We start from the raw sequence: 14,023 nt of genomic DNA, 5'->3' as shown, positions 1-14,023 counted from the left end.
CAATCTTAAGGGCCCCTCGCTCGTATGGAGATTCAGTCGTCAGCGGCTGCGGTTGTTTCCGCTCCACTGAGGAGTGGCCAAAGCAGCTTTAGTCCAATCGCTAGAAATCCAAGCGACGCCATGAGCTGCAACCAGTCGGCGGGTATGACGCCTGTTAATGATCCACCCGCAATGGCACCGATCAGGCTTGCCAGCACGAGTGCTGATGATGAGCCGAGAAACACAGCCAAAGGGCGGTTGGATGTACCGCTAATTGCCACAGTGGCGAGTTGCGTTTTATCGCCCAGCTCCGCCAAAAAAACAGTGGCGAACGTGGACAGAAGCAGGGTGAGATTCATGACAAAAAAAGGTTCAAGAGCGAGTCGATCCTGCGAGGTTCGTCACAGAGGGCTGGTGGAGATCAATGACTGCAGTGCCTGAGAACCAAGCCACAACCCAAGTCCCAACATCAGTAGTCCGGCCATCTGCTCGAGCCGTTCCGGTTGCATCACTGTTGACAGCCAACGTCCCACTAGAACGCCGACCAGGCTGGAGCAGATCAACGCCAGTGCAGCACCACCGAACACAAGCCAGGGTTGCCCAGATTGCGCGGACAGCAGAAGTGTTGCCAACTGGGTTTTATCGCCAAGTTCGGCAAGGAAAACCGTTGTGAAGGTTGTCAGAAGGACAGTGGTGAAACCAGGACGTTGTGTGGTGCCGGATTCAGTCATCACCGAGGTTCCGTTGAACGGATGAGACGTTCGAACTTACGCAGTTCTCTGCTGCGACCGCCATGCACTGAACGGATCTGTTGTCGACAACAGGTGATCGCAAAAGGGTCCGCCTGATCAGGTTGAATGCCGAACAAGCTGCAGAGGCTGCTCACCCGGCAGAAATCCGGACGCGATTCATAGATCCGACAACGCCTTGCTCCACTGTCGAAATGTATGCACCATCCATCTTCACCCACCATTGACAGATATTTCTGCTGCTGAAGGGGAGTGAGAGCTGCAACTGCTTCCGGGCGTTCATCAGGTGCTAACCGGCAACAGGCACCGCACTGATCCATGCATGACCATTGCTGTCGAGCGCGAGTCACAAGACCACCCCAAAACCTTGATCACGGAGATGAGGCTGTGACAAGCCGTCACAGAGGTTGAGTAGGTGCTGTACGGGGAGGGGGAATGCCTCGTAGCCTGAGTCAGGCAAAATGCCACTCATCTGCTTCCGTTTCATGGGATTCGATTTCCACCTGATCGCCAATTTCGGGGCACTGGCCCTGATTACCCTGGCAGGGCCAGCGGTCATCTTTATCCTGTTCTATCGCCGCGGTGCACTCTGAAGTTTGCTGAGGCCGTGGTACACCGGATCCCTGCAGACCAGGCGCCCGGTGTAGGCAGCAATCACTGAGGCGAGAACGACTCCCGCAAACAATTGTTGATCGCCGACGAGTCTCCAGGAGAACACGATCGATACAAGCGGTAGTTGGGTAGCGCCTGACAGGCCTGCAGCCAGGCCGAGACCGATACCGACTTGGGAACTAATCCCCGCCACAGCGCAGATTGTGTAGCCGAGAACGGCACCGAAAGTCAGAGCTGGATCGATTAGACCGCCAGGCACACCAGGACTCAATGCGAGCATCGGTCCAATCACTCTGACTAACGTGATCCAGACACTGGTCAAGCCAGTGATGAAATCCTGTTGATTGCCAAGAGCATTGGGCATCCCATGCTCGATGAGCTGACGCACGAGTGCTTCGCCATCCGAGGTGGAAGTTCCCCAGCTCATGAGGGCAAGCAGAGTCAATCCAGCACCGAGGTAAACCCCTGTTTTTAGTGGTTTCTTTTGAATCACAGGGGCCAGACGCCTGGTGAGCCAGACCAGTCCCTTATTGAACATTCCACCGACTAATCCACAAACGATTCCGATCGGAAAAGCCAACATCAGTTGCTCGACTTCCGGCAATGCGATGTTGAGCACACCGAGTCCAAACATCGGCTCACCTCCAATATTGGAGAAACCTGCTGCTGCCACACTGATCACCAGCGCTGGCCAAATTGTCACGACCGAATAGTCGGCGGTGAGTTCTTCGAGCATGAACACAGCGCCAAGCAGAGGGGTGTTGAAACCACCAGCAAGACCTGCACCTCCACCTATGGCCACAATTTGGCGTTCACTCAAAGATGGCAACCAGTCGCTGAAACGTCGATGGCAGGTCCTCGCAACTGCTGCTCCGAACTGAACAACAGGTCCTTCCCTTCCGAGCGGAAACATGGCGACGGTGGCAATCGACCACAGCACGCCTCGCTGCACTGTCCCTGATGCTGCCATCGCCTTCGGCAGTTGGGATGGGTCTTCGAGCCCATTCATTGTGGATGGAATGCCGGAACCGGCTCCGGCTTGCCAAGGACCACGTTGAAGCAGCAGCAGAATCGGCATCACCACGAGTGGCATGAAGGCGACAACCAGTCCTCTCCAACTCCAACCTTCGGTAGCGGAGGTCGGCATCAGGGCATAGAGATGCTCCTGCACGCCATCGACAAGGTTCAAAGGCAGACATGCCAGCCCAATCAAGACTCCGACGAGAACCAGACCGATGAAATGGCGAACAACGCCTTTCAGTGGACTCTGGGACGGCAGCGTTCCAGGAATCAGGACTGGTTCATGACGGCTATCCGGACTCATGGGCGTAAACCGAGGCCGATACAAGCCTCCTGGAGTAGAGCTGCAACGTAAGGGTGTGATGCGCGACTGTCGTCGCTTTCGAACTCACCCTCGCGATTGACACGGCTCACCAGAGACTCTCCGTCTGGATTGATCAGCTTCAGGCTTTCGCTATCGATGCGTTCGACTCGGTAACAGCCGCGTGAACGCTGGAGTTCCATCGCTTCATGGTGATGACGAAGTGCCTGAACTTCGAGTTGAAAACGGGTCTCACCACGCCAGTGATTCTGCGTGACTGTGTAAGTCGCATCGATCGTCTGGCTGAGTACAGCATTGTCAGGCCAGCGCCAAACGATGGCCTGTCGTTCTACTCCGTTCTGTGCAAGTGTGAGTCGTAAGTGACCACCGCGTAGGGACTGTTGGTCAGTCACTCGGCAGCCTCGCGACCAGAACAGGGGTTTTGGATGACCAGCCCCGAACGGCTCTAGGGTTTGCAAGGCTTGCCAGAAGGCGTGGTCAATTTGATCGAGCTCGAGCAGCGCTTCTGGTTCCACAAGTAGATCCTCACCCCTGCTCTGCAGCCATTGCGCAGCTAAAGCATTGAGAGCCTGGTGCAGAGCACTGACAGCTGTGACCTGAACAGTGAATCCGCCAGCAGCAGGATGGCCTCCGTGACGGTCCAGAAGATCAGTGCAATGTTGTAGCGCACGATCAACAGCAAAACCGTCGGGCGCACGCACCGAGGCCCGCATTCGTCCTTCGCCGTCACTGGCCAGCAACGCTGCGGGTCGTTGGTATCGCTCGACAAGACGCGCGGCAACGATGCCAATTACACCGTGATGCCAATGACCCTGCGCAAGCAGCAGAAAGGGGGGCAAGGGTGAAGGATCACTATCAAGCAAAGCGACAGCCTCTGCTTCGATCGCATCACAGAGCTCGCGTCGCTGACGATTCAACGCGTCGCACTGACGTCCGAGTTCGAAAGCACGATTGGGGTCGTCAACTGTGAGCAGGTCAACCACCAGGGAGGGTTCACCGATGCGGCCAACGGCATTGATTCTCGGTGCCAATTGGAAGCCGATGTCATCAGCTCTTAACGGACGATCTCCAAGCCCAGCCAGTTGTTGCAGAGCTTGCACTCCGGGGCAGCTGCTCCGATGAAGATGACTCAGTCCTTCCCGGAGCAGGGTTCGATTGGCGCCGGTGAGTGGTGCCATATCGGCCACCGTTCCAATGCAGAACAGATCTCTCGCTGTAGTGATCGAGGCAGGGTTCTTCAACTCTGCTGCCAATGCTCTGGCCAATACATAGGCCAGTCCCACCCCAGCCAGACAGGCATAAGGAGAATCCTTCGGAGTGGTTGCAGGATGGATGAGTGCAAGTGCTTTGGGCCGGTTGGCAGGAAGGGTGTGGTGATCGGTGAGGATCACCTCGACTCCCAGTTCCGAGGCCTTCTCCAGGGCTTCATGAGCAGCTACACCGTTGTCGACCGTGACCAGGAGACGAACGCCCTCGGAGTGGAGCTGCTCCACCATGCCGCTGTTAAGGCCATATCCGTCCGCCATCCGGCTTGGAATCGCCGCTTGAGGACTGGCTCCCAAGGCTTCAAAAGCACGCATTAACAAAGCAGTACTTGTCATCCCGTCGGCGTCGTAATCGCCACAGATGGCCACTGCTTCGTTGTTGAGGCAGGCTTTTTTCAACCTCGTGAGAGCTGGATTCAATTCCGGAAAATGGCGATCTGCTGCCGGCAACGGTTGATCGTTGAGAAGCAACAGCACCTGCTCCTGACTCTGCAGACCTCGTCTGAACAGCATCGCTTTCAGAGCCAGAGGAAGATCAACTGAAGGGAGTGGGTCGCCCTCAAGCGGTTGTGGGAGTCGCCACTGCTGATCTCGGGCGCCCGCCACCATGCCTTAGTAGATGATTCGTTGCATTGTGGGGCCTCATCGCCTGAAAAGCGATCGGTCAAGCTGGGGCCCAATCGGATCTCCGCAATGCCCCGTTTAGAGGCTGTCTTCTGGGATGTGGATGGAACGCTTGCTGATACTGAGCTGAATGGGCATCGTCCTGCGTTCAATCAGGCGTTCTCAGACTGTGGCCTGAGTTGGAACTGGAATGAGCAGCTCTACTCCGAACTTCTGAGTATCCCCGGCGGACTTCAGCGTATGAAGTGTTATGCAGAACGAATAGGGCAGCCAATTGATCAGGGCCTATTAGAGCGATTGCGTCGATCAAAACAACAGCACTACCTCAAGATCGTTTCCTCTGGAGTGGTGACTCTTCGCCCTGGTGTCAGTCGACTTCTTCAGGAACTCAACAGAGCGTCGGTGCAGCAGTGGATTGTGACCAGCAGTGGTTTGGCTTCTGTTCAGGCCTTACTGAAGTCATTGCCAAGCGAATTGACCGGAATTTTCGATGGAATGGTGACTGCAGATGATGTCGACAGACACAAGCCTCATCCTGCCCCTTACCGACTGGCGCTTGAGTTGAGTGGATCAGATCAAGGGGCTGTTGTGGTTTTCGAAGATTCATCTCCTGGACTGCAATCTGCCCATGCCGCTGGTTTGCGCTGTCTTCTCACCCCATCCCCTTGGGATGCCGAGCTACAAACCAGTGGGCCTCATGCTGAGGCCGTTGTGGATCAGCTCGGAGATGCTGATCAGAACGCAAGAATCTTGAGCGGCCCCCCTTGTGCAGCGGGTCGGATCACGCTGGAGTACTTGGAGTTGCTGTTAACAGTCCCCTCGCGATGACCCTTCAGGCCACTCGCTACGAGCAGTTGCAGCGCCGGATTGGTAGGCAATTGAACCAGACACTTGTCGGTCCCTGGAGACGACGCAGTGTTGGAGTTCTTGCTCTGTTGTTCGGCTTCCTTATCGGCAGCAATGTGACCATGTACTGGTTTCAGAGGAGTGGTCAGAACCGTCCTGCTGCGGTGCTGGCAATGGTGCTCATCCTTGAGCTGATTGTTCGCCTGCGCAGCAAAGTCCGACCGGGCCCATGGCCGCTCCCCTGGCTAGCCCTAGACAACTTGCGCATCGGCACGGTCTATGCCGTTGTGCTTGAGGCTTACAAGCTTGGATCTTGAGCTTCAAAGCATGTCAGTGCCCCAGGACATTCCTGATGGACTATCGCTTCTCCTGACAAGCCTCAACTGGTCCAACGTGGATGATTGGTGGAAACGATGGGAGCACGTTGGCGGCGTGAACCTTGCCAGACATCAGTGGTCGGTTCCAGTTGTGGACAGCTGGATTGCTTTCGTAGGTCTGCCATTACTGAGCCGAGTTGAGTCGGCTCTGCTTCAGGGAGAACGTGTTCTTCTCGGTATCAGCGCTCTTCCTGGTTGCGGTAAATCGACCCTTTGTGGCTGGGTCAAATTCGCGTCTCAACAACTGGGCTGGCCGGTTGAACATCTTTCGCTTGATGATTTTTATTGGCCTGCTCCGCAGCTGGATAACAGCATGCAGGGCAATCCCTGGTGTGTCCCGCGAGCTCTTCCAGGAAGCCACGACACTCGTGGGATGCTGCACGCACTTCAATCTTGGAAAGAGAACGGGCAGATCGTGGCCCCACGTTTTGACAAATCACTCCGCAATGGACGCGGTGATCGAGTCGGAAGCAGCAGTTCACGACCCGATGTAGTGCTGTTGGAAGGCTGGTTTCTGGGGGTAACTCCACTCCCCTCGATTGAAACCGAGATCCTTGAAGGATTATCAGAGCAGGAGCTTGCATGGCGCTCCAAAGCCGTTTCCTCGCTAGCCGACTACCAGGAGATCTGGACACTTCTTGATGATCTCTGGCATCTGCGCGCTGTTCGGAGCGACGTATCGTCGCGCTGGAAACGGCAGCAACTGATCACCTTGGAGAGGCAGTGCGGGGTGAGCTACCGCGCGAGTGACCTCGCCGACTTCAACCGCATGGTGCTCGCCGCACTGCCACCAAGCTGGTTACGAAACCTTCCCCTAAGCAGTGCGGTCATCGATCTCACGGAATCACGCGATGTTCGCGAGATCCAAGTGATGAAGAGTCAGCTTTCAGCCTCGTCCTCTTCAGCCACGGGGTAGACGAAGCCCTGGGCACGACCACTCAGCACTGACTTGCCGATGGAGAGAGCACGCTGCGCCGCAGTGGCTGCCTTGGCCTTCCAAACAGCATGACGCTGGTTGCGCTTGCTTTTCGAGGTCTTCTTCTTCGGGACGGCCATCGCGGGCGAATCACTGCCAAACGACCATGATCCACTTCCAAGAGGCCTCTCGTCAAATCGCTAGTCTTGGTACAACGCATCAGCGGTGTGAGTTCACAGCAGTCGACCCAGTCAGAACAGGGAACTCCAGCGCCCAAGCCAAAGCCTGAGGAGCAAAAGAAGAGTCCGTTTGACCTGTTTCAAAGGCAACCGGATGTGAGTTACAGCACTCTGCTGAAAGAGATTTCATCGGGTTCTGTCAAGGAGCTGGAGTTGATACCGGGTCGCCGTCAGGTGAGGGTCACTTATCAGGATGGGAAGCAAATCACAGTTCCTGTACTGGCGAATGATCAGCAAATCCTGAGAGTTGCTGAAGCATCGGGTACACCTTTAGATGTCAAGGATGTCCGGCAAGAACAGGCTCTAGCAGGCCTCGCTGGAAATCTCGCTCTGATCCTTCTGATCGTTGTCGGTTTGTCTTTGCTGTTGCGCCGTTCTGCGCAAGCGGCCAACAAAGCCATGGGGTTCGGCCGCAGCCAGGCGAGAACAAGCCCTCAGGACGAAATCACGATTCGGTTTGAAGATGTTGCGGGAATCGGTGAAGCCAAGCAAGAGCTGCAGGAAGTGGTCACCTTCCTCAAGCAGCCGGAGACCTTCATCAAGCTTGGCGCGCGAATTCCTCGCGGAGTTTTGTTGATCGGTCCACCCGGAACCGGCAAAACACTTCTTGCCAAAGCGATCGCCGGTGAAGCAGGCGTTCCCTTTTTCTCCATTGCAGCCTCTGAGTTCGTGGAAATGTTTGTTGGCGTTGGTGCCAGCCGGGTCAGAGATCTGTTTCGAAAGGCCAAAGAAAAAGCTCCTTGCATTGTCTTTATCGATGAAATCGACGCAGTTGGTCGACAGCGAGGCGCAGGAATTGGTGGTGGAAATGATGAGCGCGAACAAACCCTCAATCAATTGCTGACAGAAATGGATGGCTTCGCCGACAACTCGGGGGTGATCCTGTTGGCAGCGACGAATCGAGCTGATGTTTTGGACACAGCACTGATGCGTCCAGGACGATTCGATCGACGAATTCAGGTTGGTCTTCCCGATCGCCGCGGTCGGGAATTAATACTCGCTGTTCATGCGAGAACGCGACCGTTGTCAGACGAGGTTTCTCTCGCTGACTGGGCTAGTAGAACTCCTGGGTTTTCCGGAGCTGATCTGGCGAATCTTCTTAACGAAGCAGCCATTCTCACGGCCCGTCATGAAGCGTCTTTCCTCGGAAATAGAGAACTTGAAGAAGCCCTAGAACGCATCACTATGGGGTTAACAGCGGCCCCGCTCCAGGATGGTGCAAAAAAGCGATTAATCGCTTACCACGAGATTGGTCATGCACTGGTGGCGTCGCTCACTCCTGATGCTGACCCAGTGGACAAAGTCACTCTGTTGCCACGTAGTGGTGGTGTTGGAGGGTTCACGCGTTTCTTTCCTGATGAAGAAATCATTGACTCCGGGCTCGTCACACGTGCTTATCTCAGAGCGCGTCTCGTGATGGCCTTAGGGGGTCGTGCGGCAGAGATTGTCGTTTTCGGAGATTCAGAGGTGACACAAGGCGCCAGTGGCGATCTCCAGATGGTCTCCCAGCTGGCGCGTGAAATGGTGACACGTTTTGGATTTTCGGACCTGGGCCCAGTCGCTCTTGAAGGCCAGGATCAGGAAGTCTTCCTTGGACGTGATCTGGTGAATACCAGACAGTCCTATGCCGAAAGCACTGGTCGAGAAATTGATCATCGGGTGCGAGCGTTGGCTCAAGAGGCCCTTCAGCAGGCCATTGATTTGCTTCAGCCGAGACGGCAGCTGATGGATCGGCTTGTTGAGGCTCTAATCGACGAAGAGACTCTTCAGTCCGATCGTTTCCAGGATCTGATCAGTAGCGACGGAGCGTCTAGCACCTCTAGCCTGGGTCAGTTGCCGGCCGGGGCTTGAGCCTGCTCAAACGGGGCATTCCCTTCCTATTGCGTCCATCAGCAGTGTGGTTTCTGCTGGTATTCCAAGTCTTCTGGCTTTTCGCCAGGCTCCAAGTTGAGTGGTCATGGTTCTCTCAGTTCGGGCTGGAGGGGATCTATGGGCAACGACTTGGTTTTCAGATCCTCGGAGCTGGCTTAGCGCTCTTGCTGGTGCTGATCACCGCTTGGTGGCGACATCGCTGGATGCTGGCTTACGTCCCTACTCCACGCGGGGAAATTCCCGCATTGCGAGGCGGCGTTTATTCCCTCTCATTGCTCGCTTGCCTCACAGTTCTTCTCAGCGTTCTCGGCATCACGACACGGCTGGCATGGCTGGCTTGGAAGCAACCGTTTCTCCTGGCTCACTGGTGGAGTGTTCCGTTTCAACCGGAATGGACCGTTCTGGTCATCAGCATTCTTCTGATCCTGCTGGTCACATTTTGCCTCGGGCGCAAGCGGCGCATCAATCTGGCTTTTCTCTATGGAAGCCTTTGCCTCTGTCTAGTGGCAGGTCGCAGTTGGGCCCTCTGGGCACTGGCCATCACAATTCCTGATTCAGGGACGACGGATCCACTGCTTGGCGCTGATCTCAGTTTCGGATTAGGTCGCTTTTCAGCGATTGCACTGGTTCTTGAACTGGTGTTGCTGCAGATTCTGTTGACCTTGAGCACCTCGGTTTGGAGTCGGCTCACCCGTACACCCTGTCTGAGTGACTGGGGGTTCCCAGGCTGGAATGCACAGGAACGAGCCTTACTTCGGCCTGCAATGGCGCTGCTTCTGTTGGTGCTGGCTGCTCTGACATGGCTTGTCCGTCACCAACTGCTCTGGACCCAGAGCGGACTGGTTGCAGGGGCAGGTTGGCTTGATATCCACTTGAGACTTCCCCTGCGTCAGTTGGTTGCTCTGGTACTGGTGCTGATGGCAGGCACCTATCTGCCGTGGCCGGGTCAGGCTCAACAGCAACGAGTAAGGCTCAGAACAGCACTCTTCGCTCTTGCACTGGTCGCCGTACTCGCTGAACTTTTGCTGTCACCAATTGTCCAGTGGATGGTGGTTAGACCTCAAGAACTACAACTCGAAAGTCTTTATCTGAGTCGCTCAATCTCAGCGACACGTCAGGCCTATCAACTTGATTCCATCAAGACCCGTGGCAGTACGCCAACTCAGGAGATCACTGAGGAGGATCTGATTAAGGGAGCAAGCACTCTGAAAAACATCAGGCTCTGGGATCGTCAACCCATGCTGGACACCAATCGCCAGTTGCAGCAACTGAGGGTTTATTACCAATTCGCGAATGCTTCCGTTGATCGTTACCCACTCAATGCAGAAAGCAATGAAAATCAGCAGGTGATCATTTCTGCTCGGGAATTAGATCAGGCAGCACTTCCTGCTCGTTCACGAACGTGGCAGAACCGACATTTCGTTTTCACTCATGGTTTTGGCTTCACCTTGAATCCGGTGAATACACGTGAACCGGACGGACTACCAGCCTATTTCATAAGTGATCTTGGACAATCAACAAAAATTGAAGGCAATAAGTCACTAGGGATCACAAAGCAAGAAGTTGAGCGTGAAGTACCGATTGGTCGTGCCGCACTTTACTTTGGCGCACTGCATTCACCCTACGCGGTAGCACCAACTAGAATTAAAGAATTTGATTATCCGGAAGGTGACAATAATACCTATAACCATTATTCAGGTTCAGCAGGTGTATCGCTGGAGCATCTTTGGCAAAAAATTACTGCTGCAACATATCTCGCAGATCCCCGTTTTCTAAATACTGGAGCACTCACCAAAGAGTCACGCCTGCTTCTGCGTCGAGATGTCAAAGAAAGAGTTCGAACACTGGCACCTTTTCTTGATTTGATGGGTGACCCTTATCTTGTCTCCGTGCCTATTGATGATGCATCGAGTGGCTATGAGAAGGATCAACACCAATACTGGATTGTTGATGGTTTTACAACTTCAAGAACTGTCCCCTATGCAGCAACGCTTCCTGATGGGCGACCTCTCCGTTATGTCCGCAATTCAGTCAAGGCAGTTGTTGATGCCTACAACGGCAATGTTCATCTCTATATCAATGAACCTAATGATCCGATCATTCAGGGTTGGTCCAACGTTTTTCCATCATTATTTGAACCCCTGGAGAGGATGCCGACAAGCCTCAGACGTCACTTAATGGTTCCTCAGGCACAATTTGAATTGCAGGTACAGCAACTACTTCGATATCACGTGACTAATCCCCGCATCTTCTACAGCGGAGACGACGTCTGGCAAGTGCCGATGGAGTTGTATGGACAAAATCAAATTCCTGTTGCGCCTTACCACATCACAGCCCAGTTGAAGCCCAGCCAAAACTCAGAGTTTCTGCTTCTACAACCTCTTACTCCTTTAGCGCGTCCAAATCTGTCGGCCTGGTTAGCAGCACGGAATGATGCAGACCATTATGGAGAACTCATTCTGCTGCGATTCCCAAGCGATATTCCAATTTTTGGGCCCGAGCAAGTGCAAGCACTGATTAATCAAAATCCTGAAATTAGCCAGCAGTTTTCACTTTGGGATCGGGCAGGTTCACAAGTTGTACAAGGCAACCTGCTTGTCGTTCGTGTTGGGGATTCACTTTTGTACGTGGAACCGATATATCTGCGAGCTCAGCAGGGAGGTCTGCCGACATTGACAAGGATCGTTGTCAGTGATGGTCGTCGCGTCGCGATGGCAACAGATTTAGACACTGGATTGCAGTCACTTCTCGATAGGCGTCGACAGGAAAGAAGTGAAATTTCATAAAAAAAGACCTGCCATCGGCAGGCCTAGGAGCCATCAAACGGCGATCAATAACTCAGTTGATAGCAGCGAAAAACTCCTTACTGCCAACCGGATCAGGCTTCATGGTTTTTTCGCCTGGAGTCCAGTTGGCAGGACAAACCTCGTCCGGATTGGATTGAACGTACTGGAAGGCCTGAAGAACGCGCAGGGTTTCATCAACGTTTCTTCCAACAGGAAGATTGTTGATGGTTGAGTGCATGATCACTCCCTCCGGGTCAACGATGAACAATCCGCGAAGGGCAACACCTTCCGCTTCATCGAGCACGTTATAGGCAGTGGCGATCTCTTTCTTGAGGTCTGAAACAAGCGGGTAGTTGATATCACCAAGACCACCCTGATTACGCGGACTCTGGATCCAAGACAGGTGACTGAACTGACTATCAACTGAAACACCTAGAACTTCAGTGTTCTTGCTAGAGAAGTCTGAATAACGATCACTGAAAGCAGTGATCTCAGTAGGACAGACAAAAGTGAAGTCCAGCGGGTAGAAGAACAGCACGACGTATTTGCCGCGGTACTGCGAGAGAGTGATTTCCTTGAACTCCTGGTCAACCACTGCTGTGGCAGTGAAATCGGGGGCCTGTTGGCCCACGCGCAGCGAAGACATGTTGATGGTGCGAGGTTTGGCAAGGAAGTGAACAGGCCTAGGTCTTAGTCGTTCCGACTTCCAGTTGCTCGCGACAAGTTATCACGGCTGACCTAGTGACTGCGGCACATCAGGGTTCCTCTTGGGTAAGACCCAGTCTTATTATCAACAGATGATTCATTCATCAATGAGCTGGGATCCAGCGCTTCTTAGGAAATTCAGCAGTACGGGTCATTTCCGACTGCTGAATCAGGTTCGCAGTGAGCTGAGCAGCCAACCACTCGAACGCGATCCAAAAACAAGAGCACTGCTATTGAAAGCTCGGCCGCACCGCGGCCAACCTGTCAGGCAACAACGCCGCCCTAATGCGATTCCCGATGGTCATGTCTCATTGACCGTTGATCCAGGTCCTGAACAGTCATCTCCTAAATCCTTCAGGGAACGACTGAACGCTATAGAGATGCGCTAACTCATTCAGGACATCTCAAGATGTATGATGGAGACTGGCCTGCAGGCCTTTCGTCAGAGTAGCTCAGCTGGTTAGAGCACAGGATTCATAACCCTGAGGTCGAGAGTTCAAGTCTCTCCTCTGACATTTATATTCTAAAAATATGACCTAGTTGATTTGATTAACCAATTAATTTGAAATTTAAATTTTTCGGAAGAATATGTCAATTGAAGATGATAAAAAATAATTGAGTCTTTTAAGTACGTCGCGCAGGAAGCATTGCCATAGGATTTAATGCGGCGCCCCCTGGACGACGAATTTCAAAATGCAGATGAGGACCTGTGCTGCGGCCGGTGCTTCCCATTAAAGAAATACGGGAGCCTTGGAGAACCATCTGGCCTTTCTTGACGAGCAGACGACTGTTGTGTGCGTAGCGTGTCGTCGATCCATCACGGTGAGACATTTCAACGAGATAGCCATAACCACTGCTCCATCCGGCGTAAACAATCAAACCGTCCCTCGCTGCAAAGATTGGTGTGCCGACATTGTTAGCGATATCAATCCCTTTGTGCATTCGCCCCCAACGCCATCCATAACCTGAGGTAAAAACACCTTTGGTTGGCCAGATAAAGGACTGGGAAGTTTGGAAATGATCAGATCCTGAAAAGCCTGGGAGGTCGGGCCAGCTCGCGCCACCGGATCTGAGCGGACGCATTCCCAGCAGAGGGCCAGCTTTGGCCACTCGCACTTTGCTGCCACTGACCAACATTCTCGAGAGTTGGAAGCCTGGATTCAGGTCCTTCAATTGTTGAAGTGTGATGCCATGGTCCCTGATGAACGATGACAAGGTCTGATCCGACTGGACTTCAACGACATCCTTAGGCTTTGGAGGGGAACTCAGAGGAGCAGTTGTACGCAGCGATCCAGAGACGAATCGGGACGAATCAACTACAACATCACGTGTGTGATCCGGTAAAACGAGCCATCGTCCTGCTTGGAGCTTTGTAGCAGTTGACTGTTCATTCAGTTTTGAAAGCTCATTCAGAGAGAGATCAAGTTCTCGGGCAATTACACTCAAATCGCTGTCTGCAGCAAGCTCAACCCAGATCAGCGGTGAAGGGTTAGGCAGTGCAGCTAGAAGCTGTTGGGGGCTGTAGTGATCGGAATCGGCATACCCTGAAAGCTGAGAAACCACGAACAGCGCACTGCTGGATGCAATCGCGGTAACAGCTAAGAAAAGGGGCTTCATCCAAGCATGTTTGAAGATCATTCCCGATGGAGCCGCCACAACCCGGGATCCGGCTGAAGTTAGCGAGCGGAATACAACCCCGCAAGGGCTTTCG

General features: G+C 53.7%; 15 protein-coding genes and 1 tRNA gene. 8 read left to right on the top strand and 8 right to left on the bottom strand.

What is annotated here, in order from left to right:
• Positions 1–32 precede the first annotated feature (32 nt).
• Genes SynBIOSU31_RS07090 through SynBIOSU31_RS07080 form a run of 3 tightly spaced genes read right to left on the bottom strand, consistent with a single transcriptional unit; the run spans position 33 to position 1,078 of the window.
• Positions 33–338 (bottom strand): TMEM165/GDT1 family protein, encoded by a 306-nt coding sequence (locus tag SynBIOSU31_RS07090; protein WP_186492721.1) that lies wholly within the window; start codon positions 336–338, stop codon positions 33–35.
• A gap of 42 nt (positions 339–380) precedes the next feature.
• Entirely contained in the window at positions 381–710 is a 330-nt protein-coding gene (locus SynBIOSU31_RS07085) for a TMEM165/GDT1 family protein (protein ID WP_186492720.1), read from the bottom strand.
• Entirely contained in the window at positions 710–1,078 is a 369-nt protein-coding gene (locus tag SynBIOSU31_RS07080) for a YkgJ family cysteine cluster protein (RefSeq protein WP_370593695.1), read from the bottom strand. Before SynBIOSU31_RS07080 ends, SynBIOSU31_RS07085 begins: the two co-directional genes overlap by 1 nt.
• A gap of 135 nt (positions 1,079–1,213) precedes the next feature.
• Between SynBIOSU31_RS07080 and psb30 the strand changes: the two genes are divergently transcribed.
• A complete protein-coding gene (gene psb30, locus SynBIOSU31_RS07075) occupies positions 1,214–1,321 on the top strand; it encodes a photosystem II reaction center protein Ycf12/Psb30 (RefSeq protein WP_186492719.1) in 108 nt (35 codons plus the stop codon).
• Here psb30 and SynBIOSU31_RS07070 read toward each other — a convergent pair.
• Positions 1,300–2,664: a chloride channel protein gene (locus SynBIOSU31_RS07070; RefSeq protein ID WP_186492718.1), complete on the bottom strand. Its 1,365-nt coding sequence runs from the start codon at positions 2,662–2,664 to the stop codon at positions 1,300–1,302. The two genes, psb30 and SynBIOSU31_RS07070, sit on opposite strands and share 22 nt — an antisense overlap.
• Positions 2,661–4,556: a single-stranded-DNA-specific exonuclease RecJ gene (gene recJ, locus SynBIOSU31_RS07065; protein WP_186492717.1), complete on the bottom strand. Its 1,896-nt coding sequence runs from the start codon at positions 4,554–4,556 to the stop codon at positions 2,661–2,663. The genes SynBIOSU31_RS07070 and recJ overlap by 4 nt, the downstream gene beginning before the upstream one ends.
• A gap of 84 nt (positions 4,557–4,640) precedes the next feature.
• Between recJ and SynBIOSU31_RS07060 the strand changes: the two genes are divergently transcribed.
• The 3 genes from SynBIOSU31_RS07060 to SynBIOSU31_RS07050 are packed head-to-tail and all read left to right on the top strand — an operon-like array spanning position 4,641 to position 6,710.
• Positions 4,641–5,399, top strand: coding sequence for an HAD-IA family hydrolase (locus SynBIOSU31_RS07060; RefSeq protein ID WP_186492716.1), 759 nt, complete (start codon positions 4,641–4,643; stop codon positions 5,397–5,399).
• Positions 5,396–5,734 carry a DUF565 domain-containing protein gene (locus SynBIOSU31_RS07055; RefSeq protein ID WP_186492715.1) on the top strand — a complete coding sequence of 113 codons (339 nt, stop codon included), beginning with the start codon at positions 5,396–5,398 and terminating at the stop codon, positions 5,732–5,734. Before SynBIOSU31_RS07060 ends, SynBIOSU31_RS07055 begins: the two co-directional genes overlap by 4 nt.
• Positions 5,735–5,744: 10 nt before the next feature.
• On the top strand, positions 5,745–6,710 hold the full coding sequence (locus tag SynBIOSU31_RS07050) for a kinase (protein WP_186492714.1): 966 nt from the start codon (positions 5,745–5,747) through the stop codon (positions 6,708–6,710).
• On the opposite strand, the gene rpmF is transcribed toward SynBIOSU31_RS07050, so the two are convergent.
• Positions 6,674–6,850 carry a 50S ribosomal protein L32 gene (rpmF, locus tag SynBIOSU31_RS07045; RefSeq protein WP_066907424.1) on the bottom strand — a complete coding sequence of 59 codons (177 nt, stop codon included), beginning with the start codon at positions 6,848–6,850 and terminating at the stop codon, positions 6,674–6,676. The two genes, SynBIOSU31_RS07050 and rpmF, sit on opposite strands and share 37 nt — an antisense overlap.
• Before the next feature lie 87 nt (positions 6,851–6,937).
• Between rpmF and ftsH the strand changes: the two genes are divergently transcribed.
• On the top strand, positions 6,938–8,800 hold the full coding sequence (ftsH, locus tag SynBIOSU31_RS07040) for an ATP-dependent zinc metalloprotease FtsH (RefSeq protein WP_186492713.1): 1,863 nt from the start codon (positions 6,938–6,940) through the stop codon (positions 8,798–8,800).
• Positions 8,797–11,607, top strand: a complete 2,811-nt coding sequence (locus SynBIOSU31_RS07035; RefSeq protein WP_186492712.1) for a UPF0182 family protein — start codon at positions 8,797–8,799, stop codon at positions 11,605–11,607. Before ftsH ends, SynBIOSU31_RS07035 begins: the two co-directional genes overlap by 4 nt.
• Positions 11,608–11,659: 52 nt before the next feature.
• Here SynBIOSU31_RS07035 and SynBIOSU31_RS07030 read toward each other — a convergent pair whose 3' ends face one another.
• Entirely contained in the window at positions 11,660–12,253 is a 594-nt protein-coding gene (locus SynBIOSU31_RS07030) for a peroxiredoxin (protein ID WP_186492711.1), read from the bottom strand.
• A 151-nt stretch (positions 12,254–12,404) separates the two neighbouring features.
• On the opposite strand from SynBIOSU31_RS07030, the gene SynBIOSU31_RS07025 reads away from it, so the two are divergent.
• Both SynBIOSU31_RS07025 and SynBIOSU31_RS07020 read left to right on the top strand, forming a co-directional pair.
• Positions 12,405–12,701, top strand: a complete 297-nt coding sequence (locus tag SynBIOSU31_RS07025; RefSeq protein WP_186492710.1) for a hypothetical protein — start codon at positions 12,405–12,407, stop codon at positions 12,699–12,701.
• A 52-nt stretch (positions 12,702–12,753) separates the two neighbouring features.
• A tRNA-Met gene (locus SynBIOSU31_RS07020) sits at positions 12,754–12,827 on the top strand.
• A 109-nt stretch (positions 12,828–12,936) separates the two neighbouring features.
• On the opposite strand, the gene SynBIOSU31_RS07015 is transcribed toward SynBIOSU31_RS07020, so the two are convergent.
• Positions 12,937–13,929, bottom strand: a complete 993-nt coding sequence (locus SynBIOSU31_RS07015) for a peptidoglycan DD-metalloendopeptidase family protein (RefSeq protein ID WP_186492709.1) — start codon at positions 13,927–13,929, stop codon at positions 12,937–12,939.
• Positions 13,930–14,023 lie beyond the last annotated feature (94 nt).

Origin of the sequence: Synechococcus sp. BIOS-U3-1, from assembly GCF_014279975.1 — a bacterium.
Classification (GTDB): Bacteria; Cyanobacteriota; Cyanobacteriia; order PCC-6307; family Cyanobiaceae; genus Synechococcus_C.
The sequence above is the reverse complement of the archived record's forward strand: the minus strand, read 5'-3'. Positions and strand labels throughout refer to the sequence as shown.